The organism is Agromyces hippuratus, from assembly GCF_013410355.1.
GTDB lineage: Bacteria > Actinomycetota > Actinomycetes > Actinomycetales > Microbacteriaceae > Agromyces > Agromyces hippuratus.
Window position 1 is genome coordinate 2,911,726 of the sequence record NZ_JACCFI010000001.1, and the last position, 16,283, is coordinate 2,928,008.

The window sequence follows — 16,283 nt, forward strand, 5'->3', positions numbered from 1 at the left end:
TACGATTCGAGTGATGACCCGAGCCCTGGTGGTGATTCCCACCTACAACGAGCGCGAGAACATCGCCGCGATCGTGGCCCGCGTGCGCACGGCCGTACCGGCGGCGTCCGTGCTCGTCGTCGACGACTCCTCGCCCGACGGCACCGGCGTCATCGCCGACGAGATGGCGGCGACGGATGCTGCGGTGCAGGTGCTGCACCGCACCGAGAAGAACGGCCTCGGGGCCGCCTACCTCGACGCGTTCGCCTGGGCGCTCGCCGAGGGGTTCGACCCGATCGTGCAGATGGACGCCGACGGCTCGCACCAGCCCGAGCAGCTCGGGCGGCTGCTCGACCCGCTCTCGGGCGGCGTGGACGCCGGAGCCGGTGCGGGCGCCGACCGGCCGGTCGACCTCGTCATCGGCTCGCGCTGGATCGACGGCGGCTCGATCGAGAACTGGCCGCGTCGTCGCCAGTGGCTCTCGCGCGGCGGCAGCGCCTACGCGCGCTGGGTGCTGCGCCTGCCCACGAGGGACGCGACCGCCGGCTACCGCGCCTTCCGGGCCGACGCGTTGCGACGCATCCGGCTCGACGACGTGCACACCCGCGGCTACGGGTTCCAGGTCGACATGCTCTGGCATGCACGCGAGGCCGGTCTCGTCGTGGTGGAGGTGCCCGTCACCTTCGTCGAGCGCCAGCGCGGGCGCTCGAAGATGAGTGCGGGCATCGTGATCGAGGCGATGATGCGGGTGACCGGCTGGGGCCTCCGCAGCAGGTTCGGCCGGGGGCTGCCTCAGCCCGCGAGCAGCAACGGCTCGGAGACCAGGCGCTCGCGCGCCTGACGGCGGGCGCCGGCGACGGCCGCCTCACCGCCGTGCTGCGACGCCATGATCGTCGGGATCGACTCGAGGGCTCCGCCGCCGATGGTCGGGCGGTTGTCGCGGAAGGACGTCTCGATGTCGCCGATGAGCGCCGCCCAGTAGCCGCCGACGACGATGGTCGCCGGGTCGAGGGTGGGCGCCACCACCTGCAGTGAGCGACCGATCCACAGTGCCGCGTCGAGCCACGACCAACGGGCGCGATCGTCGGCCGCGTCGACCCGCACGACGAGTTCGTCGAGGGCGGCGAGACGGCCGTGCGCGGCCGCGAATGCGGCGAGGCCGGCCCGCTCGAGCACGATCTCGGGGGAGGCGACCGTCGCGAGGCATCCGCGCTGCCCGCAGCTGCAGCGCACGCCGCCGGGCACGATCGGCAGGTGCGCGAAGGTCGCGCCGAGGCCGTGGGCGCCGCGCAGGGGCCGGCCGTCGACGATCGCCGCGGCGACGATCCCGGTGTCACCGGCGAGGTAGAGCAGATCGCGGGCGGCGCTCCCGGTCAGTTCGACGGATGCCGCGGCCACCGCAGTGGGCACGAGCGCGATCGGCACGGGGAGCTCGGCTTCGACGTCGGCGAGCCCGGGCGTGCGCGCACGGAGCTCGCCGAGCACGTCGACCGGCTCGACGCCGATCCGATCGTCGGTGAGCACGACCGCGGGCGTTCCGGCGACCGCCCCGTCGACGAGCACGGTGACGTCGGCGATCGGCCGCTCTGCCCGCTCGGCTCGGGCGATCGCCCGGCCCAGCACGACCGCGAGGAGTTCGAGCGGAGTCGGCGCGGGCGCCGACTCGCCGGCGGGGGAGTCGGCGGGGCGGAGCGGCGCGGTGAACCGGGCCAGTTCATCGCCGCCGAGCGAGGCGATGGTGGCGACCGCGTCGTCGGGGCCGAGGTGGGCGGTGACGAGCACATGGTCGGCCGCGGCGAGCGTCAACGGTGCGGTGCGGTGGTCGCCCGAGGCATCCGCAGCCTCGGGTCGCAGCACGCCCGCGTCGAGCAGTCGGGCGGTGAGCCCGGCGATCGCACCGCGCCCGAGGCCGGTCGCTGCGGCGAGCTCGCTCCGGGTCGCCGGGCCGTGGTCGACGAGGTGGTCGACGAGGCGCGCGGACTGCTCGCGGTGCACCTCGTCGAGCGGGCCGGTGGTGGTGGGAACTGAGGTCTCGCCGGCCGTAGTCATGTGAGAAGCATGCGTGCAACGGGGCCTCCGGGTCACGTACCCCAATCGGGGGACACGACCCGAAGGCCCCGAGGCGGTGCCGGAATCAGTCCGCGAGCAGCGGGCGCACGCTCGCATAGCCGTCGGACACCATGGTCGACGGGGTGTCGAAGACACGGGTCTCGCGCCCGGGCTCGGTGTAGCGCGGCCAGCCCGGGTCGCCCGTCGAGACGAATGCCACGGCGCCGCCGTGCACCTGGTCGGCGAGCTGCTGCGGCGGGTTCGGCCCGGCGAGCGGCTCCATCGCGATCGAGTCGAGGCAGTCGAAGAAGAACGGCACGTCGAGGCAGTGCTCGGCGAAGCCGAACGTGCCCGACGGCCACGAGAACCGATACACCCAGGTGGGGGCGTCGCCGCGCAGGGCGACGATCTTGACCAGGGCGGTGCGGAACATCTGGTCGGTCAGGAAGCGGCCGGCGATGCGCGCAGTGCCCTTGCGGGCGACCTCGGCGTTCGCCGCGAGGTAGGGCTTCAGCTTCGGCTTCGGCATGCCGAGCTTCTTCAGCATCAACGACTTCGGGATCCAGCGGAGCTTCTTCTCGGCTTCGGCGAAGGCCATCGTGAACTCGTCGTCGGTCGCGCCGATGACGAGCGGCTTGTCGGCGCCGACGCCCGCCGCGAGGGAATCCTTCGTCGAGCGGGTGAGCAGCTCGCCGTCGATCGCCGGGCCGAGGCCCAGCCCCTCGTCGATCATGCTCTGGAGGGAGTCGGGGCCGAGCTCGGTCGCCTTCTTCTGCAGCTCGAGGATGCGCTCCTCGCTCAGGCTCGAGAACCCGGCGACGGTGGGCTCGACGCCGCCGGCCGCTGCGAGTTCACGGCCGAACTTCTCGCCCCGCTCGGGCGTGACGTCGGCGAGTGCGCCGGAGATCGCGTAGACCCCGTGGAAGAGGTGCTGCGCCGACTCCATGCCGAGCAGGGTGAGCACGGCGCCGCCGCCGGCCGACTGGCCGGCGATGGTCACGCGCGACGGGTCGCCGCCGAACGACGCGATGTTCTCCTGCACCCACTGGAGGGCGAGGAGCCAGTCGCGCACGCCGCGGTTCGACGGGGCGTCCGAGATCCAGCCGAAGCCGTCGAAGCCGAGGCGGTACGAGATCGTCACGGTCACGACGCCGTCGCGGTTGAAGCGGCCGCCGTCGTACCAGAGGCTCGCGGGCGAACCGGCGAAGAAGCCTCCGCCGTGGATCCAGACCAGCACCGGCAGCGCCGCGTCGGTCGCGGGCGCCGGAGTGAAGACGTTGACGTTCAACGTCGACTCGCCGGGCACGCTCGGCTCGGGGATGAGCGTCACTCCGGGGTCGCCGCGCTGCGCGGTCGCGCCGAACTCGAGCGCGTCGCGCACGCCCTCCCACGGCGCCTTCGGCACCGGAGCGGCGAAGCGCAGCTCGCCCACGGGAGCCTCGGCGAAGGGGATGCCGAGGAACGCGGCCGAAGCGGATGCCTCGCCGGGCTCGCCGCGCCAGGCGCCGCGAACGCGTCCCGCGGTGGTGTCGACCTCGACGAAGGTGCCGATGCTGGTCTGGGTCATGGGGTGGTGCTCCTAACGAACGCTCTTGATGGGGATGACGGCCAGGGCCGCGATGACGACGAAGACGCCGCCGAAGACGAACAGCATCGGGTACCCGCCGAGCGTACCGATGATGATGCCGGCGATCGCGGCGCTCATGGCCTGGGGGATGTTGGTGGCGATGTTCAGGATGCCGAGGTCCTTGGCGGCCGCCGAGCCTCCGCCGGGCAGCACCTCGGTCATGAGCGCGGTGTCGACGGACATGTAGAGACCGAAGCCGATGCCGTTGATGATGCTCATGAGGATCATGCCGGTCATGTTCGGCATGAGGAGCGGCATGATGAAGCCCACGACCATGATGGCCGACGCCACGTAGATGAAGACCTTGCGCCGACCGGCCTTGTCGCTCCACCAACCCGAGACGGCGATGGCGACGAGCGTCGGCACGAGCGCGACGAGGGTCAGGGTGACGACCGCTCCGGTCGCCTCCACGAGCTTCATGCCGATGTAGTCGGTGAGGATGTAGAACTGGAATGCCGCGACCACGAAGTAGCCGAGCATGAGCAGGAAGCGCGCCGTGAAGGCCCAGAAGAAGTCGGGGTTCGTGCGCGGGTTGATCCAGAAGCCGCCGAAGAACGTCTTCCAGCTCCACGGTTCGACCGCGGCCTGCTTCGACGACCAATCGCGGTCGATGACCACGTACGCCACGGTGACGACGATGATGGCGATGCCGAAGACGGCGTAGCCCAAGCCGAAGTTCGCGGCGAACTGCCCGGCGACCATGATTCCGAGCGTCATGCCGACCTGCATGCCGATGCCGAACATGGCGCTCGCGGCACCGCGCTTGTCGCGCGGGAAGCGGTCGGGGGTGATCGCCGAGAGCGGACCTTGGATCGCGTTGAGCGAGACCTGGATGAGCACCCAGAAGATCGCGATCCAGACGATCGAGTCGAGGAAGCCCATGCCGAGCAGGAGCACGCCGCCGATGAGCGCGCCGCCGACCATCCACGGTGCACGGCGCCCGAAGCGCGAGCGTGTGCGGTCGCTGATCGCGCCGACGATCGGCTGGGCGAAGAGCGTGAACACGAACGAGATCGTCGAGACGAACGCGAGGTTCGCGACCTTGTTCTCCTCGTCGATGATCGCGACCTGGAGCGGCAGCAGGATGGCGATCAGGCCGCCGTATGTGCCGAACAGGGTGAGCGCGACGAGCAGGATGCCGGGGAGCGTTCGCTTCGTAGGAGGCGGGCTCGCGGGGGCTTCACCGGGGAGCGGCTCGGTCGACGAGATGGCGCCGGTGGGGGCGATGAGGGCGGTGGGGTCGCCTGGCGCTGCGGGCTGAATGGACAATTGGGGGCTCCTCTTCGTTGAGAACGGCCTGGTGCGGGCGCGCACATTCGCGCGAAAACCGAATGGCGCTCGGCAATGAGTATGCGCCGATTCCCTTCAAAATTCAACCGTTGAACTAAAAGGTCGGATGAACGTCGAGGAGGCGGGCCGTGCGCGGGGTCAGACGCCGAGACGGCCGGGGTCGGCGAGGAGTCGGTCTCGAGCCGCCCACGTCGCCCCGAGCAGGGCGGCATCCGCGCCGAGCCGTCCGGCCACCACGGCGGGGATTGCAGGAGCGCCCTCACGTGGTCCGGCGAGCGTCGGACGATTCGCTCGGAACGCCTGCTCGATCGATGCGGTGTGCGCTGCCCAGAACCCGCCGATGACGATGGCTTCGGGGTCGGTCGCCATCGAGAGCACCTGGAGTGAACGCGCGATCCACGGCAGGGCGTCGTCCCACGCGGCGGCGGCGGGTGTCGCTCCGGCAGCGATCTGCGACGAGAGCTCGTCGATCGCCGCGGCGAGGCCGCGCTCGGCCACGAGGTCGGCGAGGCCGGCCCGTTCGAGCAGCACGTCGGGGCCGGCGACGGTCACGAGGCATCCGTGCTGGCCGCAGTCGCAGAGCTCGCCGTCGGGCACGATGACGATGTGGCCGAGCGCCCCGCCCACTCCGTGCGCACCTTCGACGAGTCGTCCCTCCAAGAGGATGGCGCCGCCGATGCCCGAGTTGCTCTTGATGTAGAGCATGCTCTCGGTGCTCGAGAGCACCGAGCGTTCTGCGAGTGCGGCGAGCCAGGCGTCGGACTCGAGGCTCACCGGCCCGGGAAGCGACGCAAGGCGCGAACGCAATCCGCCGATGACATCGACTTCGCCCCATCCGAGATCGGTGTCGGTGAGCACGACGGGCGGTTCGCCGCCGACCGGCGCGAAGACGACGATCGGCAGCTCGACTACTCGGCGACGGAGCTCGATGGCGGCGGCCAGTGCATCGGCGACCACAATTGCGAGCACGTCGAGCACCGCGTCTGGGTTGCCCATCGGGCGGCCGTGCCGTTCGGAGGCCCGGTAGAGCTCGTCGCCGGCGATGGTCGCGAGCAACGCCGTCGCGCTGTCGGCGTCGACCTGGGCGACGAGGATGGCGAGATCGGATGCTGCGAGCTCGAGTCTGGTGATCGGTCGGCCGTTGCCGCTCGCGATCGGGTCCGTCTCGCGCAGCACGCCGGCCTTGGTCAGCGCAGTCGCGAGCGCGGTGATGGAACCCCGGGTGAGCCCGGTCGCCTCGGCGATCTCGCTGCGCGCGCTCGGGCCGGAGCGCACGAGGTGCTCGAGCACCAATGCGAGGTTGTGTCGACGCACATCGCCGGAGACGAGCGAGCGAGGCAGCCGGGGCATCCGCTCAGGCCTTGCGCGTGATGAGGTGCCAGAGGTAGGCGACGTGCTCGGCCATGTCGATCGAGGGGTCGAGCATCCACTGGGTCTGCAGGCCGTCGGCGGCCGCGAGGAAGAGGTTGCCGATGCGCTCGATGTCGAGGTCGGGGTCGAGTCGGCCGGCTGCCTGCTCGTCGCGGAGCATGCCGCCGAACAGGGCGCGGAACTGCACGTAGCGCTCGACGAAGAACTCGTGGGCCGGGTGGTCGGCATCGCCGGCCTCGGTCGAAAGCTGGGCGTAGAGCTGCACGAGGCCTGGAACCTCGCTGTTGTGCCGGATCACCTCGAAGAACACCTCGATCGGCTGCGCGACCTCGATGTCGAACGCGGCGGCGTCGACCTGGTCGCGTTTGCGGAGGATCTCCTGGAAGAGCTCCTCCTTCGACGAGAAGTAGTGGAGCAGCCCGGCCTGGCTGAGGCCCACGGCTTCGGCGAGTTCGCGCACGCTCGTGCGCCGGTAGCCGTTGCGCGCGATGACGTCGAGCGCCGTGGTGAGGATCTCCTCGCGCTTCGCGACGCCCTTCGCGTATGAACCTCTGCGTGCCATATGTGAATGCTAGTCGCTTGCGATTGAAAACCGAGCGATGTATGGTTTTGCCACCCGCCTCGGTGCCGAGGCTCTGAAAGGACCCTGTAGACATGACAATGGCGTCTGCCCCCCAGCCTGCTGCCGACCCGAGCCTCGACGAACCTGAAGAGGCCCTCGCCTTCATCGAGGACGCTGCAGGCAACGACGACCCGCCCACCCCGATCAAGGGCGTCCGCCGCCTCCTCGCGTGGATCATCCCCGCGAACTTCGGCATCTTCCTCATCTGGGGTGCCGTTCCCGGCATCCTCCTGCCCGCCCAGATCGCCGCCCAGTTCGGTGAGGCCGACAAGGTCGCGAATCTCACGATCGTGGCAACGATCGGGGCGTTCTGCTCCATGCTCGCGCAGCCGATCGCCGGCCAGATCTCCGACCGCACCCGCTCTCGGTTCGGCCGTCGCGCGCCGTGGATCTTCATCGGCTCGCTCGCCGGCGGCCTGGCCCTCGTCGGTCTCGCGTTCGCGAACAGCCTCGTCGGCGTCATCATCGCGTGGAGCCTCGTGCAGATCACCTACAACATCGCGCAGGGCCCGCTCAGCGCGGTCATGCCCGACCGTGTTCCTCTCAATCGCCGAGGCACCTTCGCAGCACTCTCGGGCATCGGCCTCATGGTCGGTGCCATCGGCGGCCAGATCGTCGGATCGATGTTCCTCGGCAGCATCGCAGCCGGTTACGTCACCTTCGCGGTGTTCTCGCTCGTCATCCTCACGCTGTTCATGATCTTCAACCCCGACTACTCGTCGAAGGAGCTCGAGCGAGAGCCGTTCAAGCTCGGCGACTTCCTGCGCACGTTCTGGGTCAACCCGATCAAGCACCCCGACTTCTTCTGGGCCTTCACCGGGCGACTGCTGCTCTACACCGGTTACTTCGCTGTGGTCGGCTTCCAGTTCTACCTGCTCACCGACTACTTCGGCGTCGAGAAGCCGGGCGAGGTCATCCCCATGCTCGGCCTCATCAGCCTCGCCGGCATCCTGATCGCGACCGCGGTCTCGGGCCCGCTCTCCGACAAGCTCGGCCGTCGCAAGGTCTTCGTCTTCGTCTCCTCGATCGTCACCGGCATCGCGTTCCTGCTGCCGTGGGTCTGGCCCGACCTCACCGCCTGGATGATCATGACGTTCATCTCCGGTCTCGGCTTCGGCATGTTCCAGGCCGTCGACACGGCACTCATGAGCGAGGTGCTGCCGTCGGCGAAGTCCTTCGCGAAGGACCTCGGCGTCGTCAATATCGCGGCGACCCTGCCGCAGACCCTCGCGCCCGGCGTCGCCGGTGCGATCGTGCTCGCGTTCGGGTATGCAGGGCTGTTCCCCGTCGCCATCGTGCTCTCGATCCTCGGCGCGTTCGCCGTCTGGCCGATCAAGGCGGTGAAGTGATGTCGGATGCCGCTTCCGCTTCCGCTTCCGCTTCGACCTCGACCGACGTGACCGCTCCCGGGGCGGGCGAGCCGGCGGCATCCGCTGCCCGTCGCCCACGCTGGCTGCTCGTCACCGGCCTCATCGGCCTGGCGCTGTTCGTGATCTTCGGCTTCGCGGTCGCCGCGAATCCGTCGAGTCCGTTCACGCAGGCCGTCGACGACGCCTGGCGCGCCCTCGTCGGGCTCGAGCCCGGCACGGGCGGTGAGGCATGGGCGCTGCCGATGCTCTTCCAGCACCTCGGCCAGATCCCCGGTGCGGTGCTGACGCTGCTGCTCATCCCGATCTGGCTGTTCGTGATCCGCCGCTGGCGTTCAGCGCTGTTCTTCCTCACCGCGGAGCTCGTCGGCAACTTCGGCGTCTCGCAGCTCACGAAGAACCTCGTCGACCGGCCGCGTCCGGCCGACGATCTCGCCGGCGGCCTGTACGGCCCGCTGTTCGAGGTCGACCACGGGTCGTTCCCCTCAGGCCACGCCGTGAGCGCGGGCATCCTGCTCGTCGCGGTCGCCGCGCTGTTCCCGCCCGCGAAGCGACTCGTGTGGTGGATCATCGGCGCACTGCTCGTGGTCGGCATGATCTGGCAGCGCACCCTCATCAACGCGCACTGGCTCTCGGACGCCCTGTTCGGCATCATCGGCGGGGCATCCGCAACCCTCATCCTCTGGTGGGCGTTCGCGACCCTGCTGCAGAAGGACTATGGAAAACCACTCTTCCGGCGGAGTATCGAAGCACCGGCAATCGAAGGAGCATCATGACGGACACCCTGAACACCGGCACGGGTCTCGAAGCCCCCGCCGCCGACATCGTGGCGGGCCTCACCGTCGAGGAGAAGGCGTCGCTCACGAGCGGAGCGAGCTTCTGGACGACGCAGGGCATCGAGCGTGCGGGCATCCCCGCGATCGTGCTGACCGACGGCCCCCACGGCGTGCGACTGCAGAAGGGCAGCGCCGACCACCTCGGCATCGGCGACAGCGTGCCGGCCACCTGCTTCCCGCCCGCCGTGGCACTCGGCTCGACCTTCGACCCCGAGCTGCTCGAGCGCGTCGGCACGGCCCTCGGTGAGGAGGCACGCGCCGAAGGCGTCGGCGTGCTGCTCGGCCCGGGCGTGAACATCAAGCGCTCGCCGCTCTGCGGCCGCAACTTCGAGTACCTCTCCGAGGACCCGATCATCTCGGGCGTGCTCGGCGCGGCCCTCGTGAACGGCCTGCAGTCGCAGGGCGTCGGCGGTTCGTTGAAGCACTTCGCGGCGAACAACCAGGAGCACGACCGCATGTCGTCGTCGAGCGACGTCGACCCGCGGCCGCTACGCGAGATCTACCTGCGCGGCTTCCAGCGCGTCGTCGAGGACGCGCAGCCGTGGACCGTCATGTGCTCGTACAACCGCCTGAACGGCGTCTACACCAGCGAGGACCCGTGGCTGCTGAACACGGTGCTGCGCGACGACTGGGGCTTCGAGGGCCTCGTCGTCAGCGACTGGGGAGCCGTCAACGACCGCGTCGTGGGCCTCCCCGCCGGTCTCGACCTCGAGATGCCGTCGTCCGACGGCCGCTCGGCGGCGAAGCTCATCGCCGCCGTCGCCGACGGCTCGCTCGACGAGTCGGCGCTCGACGTCGGCGCCCGCCGCGTCGTCGAGCTCGTGCAGAAGGCCGTCGCCGGTGCCCGCTCATCGACAGGCTCAGTCGACGCCGCCTACGACGTCGACGCGCACCACGCTCTCGCCCGCGAGGCCGCAGGCCGCGGCGCCGTGCTGCTGAAGAACGACGACGCCATCCTGCCGCTCGACGCGTCGACCTCGGTCGCCGTGATCGGTGCGTTCGCCGAGAAGCCGCGCTACCAGGGCGCCGGCTCGTCGCTCATCAACCCGACCAAGCTCGACAACGCGCTCGACGCGATCACCGAGTACGCCGGTCAGGACAACGTGGCCTTCGCCGCCGGCTTCACGACCGACGGTTCCGACGGCGCCGCCCTCGCGGCCCCCGCCGTCGAGCTCGCCGCGTCGAAGGACGTCGTCGTGCTGTTCCTCGGCCTGCCGGGCTCGTACGAGTCCGAGGGCTTCGACCGCGAGGACCTGCACCTGCCGGCCGAGCAACTCGCGCTGCTCGAGTCGGTCGTCGCGGCGAACCCGCGCACGGTCGTCGTGCTCGCCAACGGCGGCGTCGTCGAACTGCCGTTCGCCGATGACGTGCCCGCGATCCTCGAGGGCTGGCTCGGCGGCCAGGCCGGCGGATCCGCCATCGCCGACGTGCTCTACGGCGCAGTGAACCCCTCGGGCCGTCTTGCCGAGACCATCCCGGTGAAGCTGGCCGACACCCCCGCCTACCTGAACTTCCCGGGCGACTTCGGCCACGTGCGCTACGGCGAGGGCCTCTTCGTGGGCTACCGCTGGTACGACGCGCGCGACGCCGAGGTGCGCTACCCGTTCGGCCACGGTCTGTCGTACACGACGTTCGGCTACTCCGACCTGTCGGTGGCAGCGGATGCCGCGGGCCTCACGGTGCGCGTCACCGTGACGAACACCGGCGACCGCGCCGGCCGCGAGGTCGTGCAGGTCTACACGGGCCTCGCCGCCTCGGGCGTGCAGCGCGCTCCGCGCGAGATCAAGGCCTTCGCGAACGTCGCCCTCGAGGCCGGCGAGTCGCGTCAGGTCGAGATCGCCGTTCGCAACGAGGACCTCGCGTACTGGGACATCCGCGTCGACCGTTGGATCGTCGAGCCCGGTGCCTACAGCGTCGAGGTGGGCGCGTCGAGCCGCGACATCCGTCTCAGCGCCGTCGTCGAGGTCGAGGGCGAGCAGGTGCGCATCCCGCTCTCGCTCGAGTCGTCGATCGCCGAGCTCGCGGCCGACCCGATCGCGGGCCCGATCGTCATGCAGGCGATGGGTTCGTTCGCGTCGGGCATGGCCGACACCGACATCTTCGACGAGGGTGGCCTCGACAAGATGATGGCGTCGTTCCCGATCGGCAAGCTCGCCGGCTTCCCGGGTGTTCCCGTGACGCCCGAGCAGATCCAGCAGCTGATCGACCTGTCGAACTCGCAGCAGGCGTAGTCGCCCGCAGCGAACGTGAACGGCCGTCCCTTCGGGGGCGGCCGTTCGTCGTCGCGGCGCCTCATGCGACCGGGTCGCGGGACCTCACTCGGCAGGCAGGAGCCCGGCCACGAGGGCATCGACGATGTCGTCGGTCGAGGTCTCCGGGTCGAGCGGCGTCGTGAGTCGATCGAGCAGCAGGCCGTCGATCGCGTAGTGGAACAGCGCGATCTCGGCCCGGCCGCCGGGCAGGCCCGCCGCCGTGTTGAACGCGACGTCGCCGTCGAATGCGGCGTGCTGCCATGCGGAGAGCAGTTCGGCGATCTCGGGACGGCGCACCCCCTCGAGTCGGAGCTCGAAGAGGGCGAGGGTCACCTCGCGTTGTTGGGTCAGTCGTCGAACGATGTCGTGGAGGTATTCGGCGAAGAGCTCGCGACTCGGCGGCCGGCCTGCGCGCAGCTCGAGATCGGCCGGGGTCGGTGCGAGACGCTCGCCGATGCGGGTGACGAGACCCGAGACGAGTGCGTCGCGGCTGCGGAAGTAGTTGGAGGTCGTGCCCGCCGGCACCCCGGCCGCGGTGTCGACAGCACGGTGGGTGAGGCCCCTGGCGCCGTCGCGTGCGAGCACGCTCAGCCCGGCATCGGCGATCGCCGCTCGTCGTTCCGTGTTCCGCGCCATGGTTCGACCGTAGCGCAAACCACTACCGATGTTGTAGTCTCGCAACCACTACAAACATTGTGGATAGGAAATGATGCGAGAACTCGTCTACTACGCCGCCGTCAGCATCGACGGCTACATCGCCGGCCCCGCCGGCGAGTTCGACGCCTTCCCCGTCGAGGGCGATCACATGCAGCACCTCAACGCGCGGTTCGCCGACGCCGTGCCGACGCACATCGCGGATGCCCTCGGCATCGAACGTGACGGCACGACCTTCGACACCGTCGTCATGGGCTGGAACACCTATGCGGTGGGCCTGCCCGTCGCGCCGAGCCCGTACCGGCACCTCCGGCAGTTCGTGTTCTCGCGAACGCGCAGCGAGGCGGACATCCCGGGCGAGCACCCGAATCTCACGCTCACCGACGAGGATCCCGTCGCGGTCGTGCGCCGGCTGAAGGCCGAACCGGGCGCGTCGATCTGGCTCTGCGGCGGGGGAGCGCTCGCCACCGTGCTCGCCGAGGAGATCGACCGCCTCGTGCTGAAGCGCAACCCGCTGCTCTTCGGCGACGGCATCCCGTTGTTCGCGCCGGGGGCGTACCGCCCGCGTGCCTTCGAGGAGGTGGCCACGACGGCGTACGAGTCCGGGGTCGTCGTCTCCGAGTACGTGCGCCGGCCGTCGATCTAGTCCCGCGCCGAGATGACGCCGGTCGTCGGGTGGTGCACAGGGCATCCGACGACCGGCGTCATCTCGCGGGGGTGGCGGGTGATAGACCTGTCGGGTGCTCCTCGATGACGAACTCGCCGCATACCGCACCCAGACCGTCTGCAGCGACCCCGGCCGCATGGCCGAGTGGGTCGGCGAGCCGCCCAGCGACCTCGCCGAGCTGCGCCGTCTCGCCTCGGGCCTGATCTTCCACTACCGGGCGAACGGCGAGCTGAAGCAGCACGGCTTCGACGACGACCGCCTCCCAGAGATCGACCTGCGATACGCCGAGGAGCAGTTCGCCCGACTCGCCGAGCTGCGGGCCGGTCCGCTCGAGACCCCGCGTGCGGCGACGGAGCGCATCCTCGGATGCTGCCGTGACTTCACCCTGCTCGTCGTCTCGCTCGCGCGCCGCGCCGGCATCCCGGCTCGATCGCGGGTGGGCTTCGCCGGCTACTTCGACGACGGCTGGTGGATCGATCACGTCGTCGCCGAGATCTGGGACGCGGACGCCGCGCGCTGGCGCCTCGTCGAGCCGCAACTCCAGGCGGGCTTCGTCGACTGGGCGACGGGGGCGCCGCTCGACCTGGTCGACGTGCCCCGCGCTCGATTCCTCACTGGCGACGAGGCCTGGCTCGCGGCGCGTGCCGGGCGCATCGACCCCGAGCGCAGCGTCGTCGCGGTCGGCCTCGAGATCCCGGCGCTCCGGTCGTGGCCGTACCTCGCGCACAATCTCGTGCTCGACCTCGTCGCCCGAGCGGGCCACGAGGCGCTGCTCTGGGAGACCTGGGGCGTGCTCGACGCGTTCAGTGCCGAGGCTCCGGATGCCGCGCTCGCCGCCGATCTCGACCGTATCGCCGTCCGGCTCGCCGACCCGGCGGTCACGCTCGACGAGGTGCGCGCGCTCGCCGCGGACCCGCGTTTCGCCGTGCCGGAGGTCGTCACGAACCACTCGCCCCTCGACGGCTCGAGCAGGCGGGTGACCCTTCGCACCAGCTGACCGGGAGCGCTCGCGCCCGCGCCCTTGCGGGGGCGGAGGCGCGGGGTTACCGTGACTCCAACGACGGGTGCCGGCGCGCCGTCGGGCGCGAGCTGCGCCGCCCCGGGCTGGAAGGGCCATGACGACCTCCGCTTCGCTCGATCACGGTCGAGCAGCGTTCGCCGAACACCGCTGGGGTGCGGCGTTCGAAGACCTGTCGCGGGCCGATCACGAGCGGGGGCTCGCTCCGGCCGACCTCGAGCGGCTCTCCACAACGACCCTGCTTCTGGGGCGCGACGCCGAGGGCATCGACCTCGCGACGCGCGCGCACGAGGCCTACCTCGAGGCCGAGGATGCCGCGGGCGCAGCCCGCATTGCGACCTGGATCGGCATCTACCTCATGGGCAAGGGCGACGACGCCCGGGGCAACGGCTGGCTCGCCCGCGCGCGGCGGATCGCCGACACGTCGGAGGCCGGCGCCGAATCCTCGACCGCGCTCCTGCTCGTCGCCGCCGCGCTCGACGACCTCTACGCCGGAGAACCCGACCGGGCAGCCCGCACCTTCGCCGAGGCGTTCGTGATCGCCGAACGCGTGCGCGACCGGGATGCGACCGCGCTCGCGCAGCTCGGACAGGGCCAGGCGCGGCTGATGCTCGGCGACCCGGTCGGCGGGCTCGCGCTCCTCGACGAGGCGATGGTCGCCGTCACCGCGGGCGAGATCTCACCCGTGGCATCCGGCGTCGTCTACTGCTCGGTCATCAACACCTGCCACCTGGCCTTCGACGTGCGGCGGGCCCAGCAGTGGACGATCGCGCTCGACCGCTGGTGCGGCGACCGGCCCGAGATGGTGATGTTCACCGGGCAGTGCCAGGCGCACCGTGCCGAGCTGTACCAATTGCACGGGGCGTGGGGCGACGCCGTCACGGCGGCGCGGGTTGCCCAGGACCGCGTGCGGCTGGGCGACTGGACCGGCTCGTTCGGGGCCTGGTACCAGGAGGGCGAGGTGCATCGCCTGCGCGGCGATTTCGACGCGGCCGAACATGCGTTCCATCGTGCGGCCGAGACCGGGTACCCGGCGCAACCGGGGCTCGCGCTGCTGCGGCTCGCACAGGGGAGGATCCGCCTTGCGCGGTCGAGCATCGACGAAGCAGCGGAGCAGGCCGACCCCGCGACCCGGCGGGGGCTGCTTGCCGCCCTCGTCGAGATCGACCTCGCGGCGGGCGACCTCGTGGCGGCCAGGCAGGTCGCCGACGAGCTGGTCGCGGCCGCCGCCGTCGCCGAGATCCCGATGACGCGCGCGATCGCTGCGAGGTCGGAGGCGGCCGTGCGCCTCGGGGAAGGCGACGCCCTCGGCGCACTGCCGGTGCTTCGCGCCGCGTGGGCGCTGTGGCAGGAACTCGACGCGCCGTACGAGGCCGCCCGGTGCCGGGTGCTCGCCGCGCAGGCGGCGCGGTCGCTCGGTGACGACGCGTCGGCCGCGATGGACCTGGCGGCGGCACGGGAGGTGTTCGCCGCGCTCGGCGCGGTGCCCGACGTGCTGCGCGTGGACGAGCTGGCGCGCCGTTCGCCCGGCAGCGGGCCGATCGCCCTGACGGCACGGGAGGTGGAGGTCGTCCGCCTCGTCGCCGAGGGCAAGACGAACCGAGCCATCGCGGGCCAGCTCTACCTCAGCGAGAAGACCGTCGACCGGCACCTCAGCAACGTGTTCGCGAAGCTCGGCATCTCGTCGCGCGCTGCGGCCACGGCGTACGCCTACGAGCACGCCCTGATCTGAATTCCTGACCAGGAACCCGCGCGGCCAGGCGGTTTCGCTCCATTCGGAGATCTCGAATGGGTGATTCTCCCGATGTCGTGGGCGTGCGCCATCCGTACCGTCGGTGCCATGGATCTCGCCGTGTTCGCCGGCGTCGTCTCGACCGGCCTCTTCGCCATGAGCTACGTGCCCATGCTGGCGAAGGCCGCGCGCACGAAGGACCTCACGTCGTACAGCCTCGGCAACCTCGCGATCACGAACGCGGGCAATGCGGTGTACTCCGCCTACGTGTTCAGCCTGCCGTTCGGGCCGATCTGGTTCCTGCACTCCTTCTACGTCGTCGCCTCGTTGCTCATGCTCGTGTGGTTCCTGCGTTCCCGCGCGGCACTCGAAGGACCGAGATCCGCAACCCCCTGTCGCAGCGTCCGCATTTCGCGTAGACCGGAACGTGTCCGCGTCAGCGTTGCGGGCAGGGAGGAGGAACTCGACGATGTCGATCCGACTGAACGAGACGGCGCTGCGCCACGCGCGCACCCTCGTGCGCGAGGGTGATCTGGTGCAGGACGAGCGCGATGCGTGGAGCGAGGACGCCCCGACGGCCGACGAGGAGAACGCGTTCATCGAACGCGAGGGGTGGACCGAGTTCCGCCACTGGCACCTCGGCATCGACGACGATGCCGACGAGGAGACGAAGGCGGCCTATTCGTTCCCGTACGGCGACTTCCGAAGAGTGCACCGGTGCGCCGTGATCTCGCTCGAGAGCCGTGCCGGTCAGCACGATCACGACGAGATCCGTGACGCCGCGAAGCGGCTCCTGAGCCTGATCGACGAGGGCTGACC

Annotated in this window: 15 protein-coding genes; 9 read left to right on the forward strand and 6 right to left on the reverse strand. The window is 70.5% G+C overall.

Going from position 1 to position 16,283, the window contains the following annotated elements; translation table 11 throughout:
* Window positions 1–13 precede the first annotated feature (13 nt).
* The gene (locus BJY17_RS13605; protein ID WP_179551827.1) at window positions 14–820 is read left to right on the forward strand and encodes a polyprenol monophosphomannose synthase; all 807 of its coding nucleotides are present in this window, start codon (window positions 14–16) and stop codon (window positions 818–820) included.
* Here the strand turns inward: BJY17_RS13605 and BJY17_RS13610 are convergent.
* The 5 genes from BJY17_RS13610 to BJY17_RS13630 all read right to left on the reverse strand — a co-directional run bounded on the left by BJY17_RS13610 (window position 772) and on the right by BJY17_RS13630 (window position 6,878).
* The gene (locus BJY17_RS13610; RefSeq protein WP_179551828.1) at window positions 772–2,028 is read right to left on the reverse strand and encodes an ROK family protein; all 1,257 of its coding nucleotides are present in this window, start codon (window positions 2,026–2,028) and stop codon (window positions 772–774) included. The two genes, BJY17_RS13605 and BJY17_RS13610, sit on opposite strands and share 49 nt — an antisense overlap.
* 85 nt (window positions 2,029–2,113) lie before the next feature.
* Window positions 2,114–3,595 carry a carboxylesterase/lipase family protein gene (locus BJY17_RS13615; protein ID WP_179551829.1) on the reverse strand — a complete coding sequence of 494 codons (1,482 nt, stop codon included), beginning with the start codon at window positions 3,593–3,595 and terminating at the stop codon, window positions 2,114–2,116.
* A gap of 12 nt (window positions 3,596–3,607) precedes the next feature.
* On the reverse strand, window positions 3,608–4,924 hold the full coding sequence (locus BJY17_RS13620; RefSeq protein WP_179551830.1) for an MFS transporter: 1,317 nt from the start codon (window positions 4,922–4,924) through the stop codon (window positions 3,608–3,610).
* Window positions 4,925–5,083: 159 nt separating this feature from the next.
* Complete coding sequence (locus tag BJY17_RS13625; RefSeq protein ID WP_179551831.1) at window positions 5,084–6,295, reverse strand: ROK family transcriptional regulator; 1,212 nt, start codon at window positions 6,293–6,295, stop codon at window positions 5,084–5,086.
* Between the two features lie 4 nt (window positions 6,296–6,299).
* Complete coding sequence (locus BJY17_RS13630) at window positions 6,300–6,878, reverse strand: TetR/AcrR family transcriptional regulator (protein WP_179551832.1); 579 nt, start codon at window positions 6,876–6,878, stop codon at window positions 6,300–6,302.
* 98 nt (window positions 6,879–6,976) lie between these two features.
* Here BJY17_RS13630 and BJY17_RS13635 point away from each other — a divergent pair, with 98 nt between their 5' ends.
* Genes BJY17_RS13635 through BJY17_RS13645 form a run of 3 tightly spaced genes read left to right on the forward strand, consistent with a single transcriptional unit; the run spans window position 6,977 to window position 11,372 of the window.
* Window positions 6,977–8,287: an MFS transporter gene (locus BJY17_RS13635; RefSeq protein WP_246303736.1), complete on the forward strand. Its 1,311-nt coding sequence runs from the start codon at window positions 6,977–6,979 to the stop codon at window positions 8,285–8,287.
* On the forward strand, window positions 8,287–9,081 hold the full coding sequence (locus tag BJY17_RS13640) for a phosphatase PAP2 family protein (protein ID WP_179551834.1): 795 nt from the start codon (window positions 8,287–8,289) through the stop codon (window positions 9,079–9,081). Before BJY17_RS13635 ends, BJY17_RS13640 begins: the two co-directional genes overlap by 1 nt.
* On the forward strand, window positions 9,078–11,372 hold the full coding sequence (locus tag BJY17_RS13645; RefSeq protein WP_179551835.1) for a glycoside hydrolase family 3 C-terminal domain-containing protein: 2,295 nt from the start codon (window positions 9,078–9,080) through the stop codon (window positions 11,370–11,372). The genes BJY17_RS13640 and BJY17_RS13645 overlap by 4 nt, the downstream gene beginning before the upstream one ends.
* An 84-nt stretch (window positions 11,373–11,456) precedes the next feature.
* Here BJY17_RS13645 and BJY17_RS13650 read toward each other — a convergent pair whose 3' ends face one another.
* Window positions 11,457–12,029, reverse strand: coding sequence for a TetR/AcrR family transcriptional regulator (locus BJY17_RS13650; protein WP_179551836.1), 573 nt, complete (start codon window positions 12,027–12,029; stop codon window positions 11,457–11,459).
* Window positions 12,030–12,102: 73 nt separating this feature from the next.
* Here BJY17_RS13650 and BJY17_RS13655 point away from each other — a divergent pair, with 73 nt between their 5' ends.
* From BJY17_RS13655 to BJY17_RS13675, 5 genes are all read left to right on the forward strand, one after another.
* A complete protein-coding gene (locus tag BJY17_RS13655) occupies window positions 12,103–12,693 on the forward strand; it encodes a dihydrofolate reductase family protein (protein ID WP_179552884.1) in 591 nt (196 codons plus the stop codon).
* 94 nt (window positions 12,694–12,787) lie between these two features.
* Window positions 12,788–13,711, forward strand: coding sequence for a transglutaminase-like domain-containing protein (locus BJY17_RS13660; RefSeq protein ID WP_179551837.1), 924 nt, complete (start codon window positions 12,788–12,790; stop codon window positions 13,709–13,711).
* 118 nt (window positions 13,712–13,829) lie between these two features.
* Window positions 13,830–15,464: a helix-turn-helix domain-containing protein gene (locus tag BJY17_RS13665; RefSeq protein WP_179551838.1), complete on the forward strand. Its 1,635-nt coding sequence runs from the start codon at window positions 13,830–13,832 to the stop codon at window positions 15,462–15,464.
* 108 nt (window positions 15,465–15,572) lie between these two features.
* Window positions 15,573–15,995, forward strand: coding sequence for a hypothetical protein (locus tag BJY17_RS18970; protein WP_218889920.1), 423 nt, complete (start codon window positions 15,573–15,575; stop codon window positions 15,993–15,995).
* Window positions 15,934–16,281 (forward strand): hypothetical protein, encoded by a 348-nt coding sequence (locus BJY17_RS13675; protein WP_179551839.1) that lies wholly within the window; start codon window positions 15,934–15,936, stop codon window positions 16,279–16,281. The genes BJY17_RS18970 and BJY17_RS13675 overlap by 62 nt, the downstream gene beginning before the upstream one ends.
* Window positions 16,282–16,283: the final 2 nt, after the last annotated feature.

Excerpts from the sequence above, each read along its gene's own strand:
- BJY17_RS13645 (WP_179551835.1), top strand. The coding sequence starts at position 9,078 with ATGACGGACACCCTGAACACCGGCACGGGTCTCGAAGCCCCCGCCGCC.
- BJY17_RS13655 (WP_179552884.1), top strand. The coding sequence starts at position 12,103 with ATGCGAGAACTCGTCTACTACGCCGCCGTCAGCATCGACGGCTACATC.
- BJY17_RS13625 (WP_179551831.1), bottom strand. The coding sequence starts at position 6,295 with ATGCCCCGGCTGCCTCGCTCGCTCGTCTCCGGCGATGTGCGTCGACAC.
- BJY17_RS13665 (WP_179551838.1), top strand. The coding sequence starts at position 13,830 with ATGACGACCTCCGCTTCGCTCGATCACGGTCGAGCAGCGTTCGCCGAA.
- BJY17_RS13630 (WP_179551832.1), bottom strand. The coding sequence starts at position 6,878 with ATGGCACGCAGAGGTTCATACGCGAAGGGCGTCGCGAAGCGCGAGGAG.
- BJY17_RS13605 (WP_179551827.1), top strand. The coding sequence starts at position 14 with ATGACCCGAGCCCTGGTGGTGATTCCCACCTACAACGAGCGCGAGAAC.
- BJY17_RS13650 (WP_179551836.1), bottom strand. The coding sequence starts at position 12,029 with ATGGCGCGGAACACGGAACGACGAGCGGCGATCGCCGATGCCGGGCTG.
- BJY17_RS13675 (WP_179551839.1), top strand. The coding sequence starts at position 15,934 with ATGTCGATCCGACTGAACGAGACGGCGCTGCGCCACGCGCGCACCCTC.
- BJY17_RS13615 (WP_179551829.1), bottom strand. The coding sequence starts at position 3,595 with ATGACCCAGACCAGCATCGGCACCTTCGTCGAGGTCGACACCACCGCG.
- BJY17_RS13640 (WP_179551834.1), top strand. The coding sequence starts at position 8,287 with ATGTCGGATGCCGCTTCCGCTTCCGCTTCCGCTTCGACCTCGACCGAC.
- BJY17_RS13610 (WP_179551828.1), bottom strand. The coding sequence starts at position 2,028 with ATGACTACGGCCGGCGAGACCTCAGTTCCCACCACCACCGGCCCGCTC.
- BJY17_RS13635 (WP_246303736.1), top strand. The coding sequence starts at position 6,977 with ATGGCGTCTGCCCCCCAGCCTGCTGCCGACCCGAGCCTCGACGAACCT.
- BJY17_RS18970 (WP_218889920.1), top strand. The coding sequence starts at position 15,573 with ATGGATCTCGCCGTGTTCGCCGGCGTCGTCTCGACCGGCCTCTTCGCC.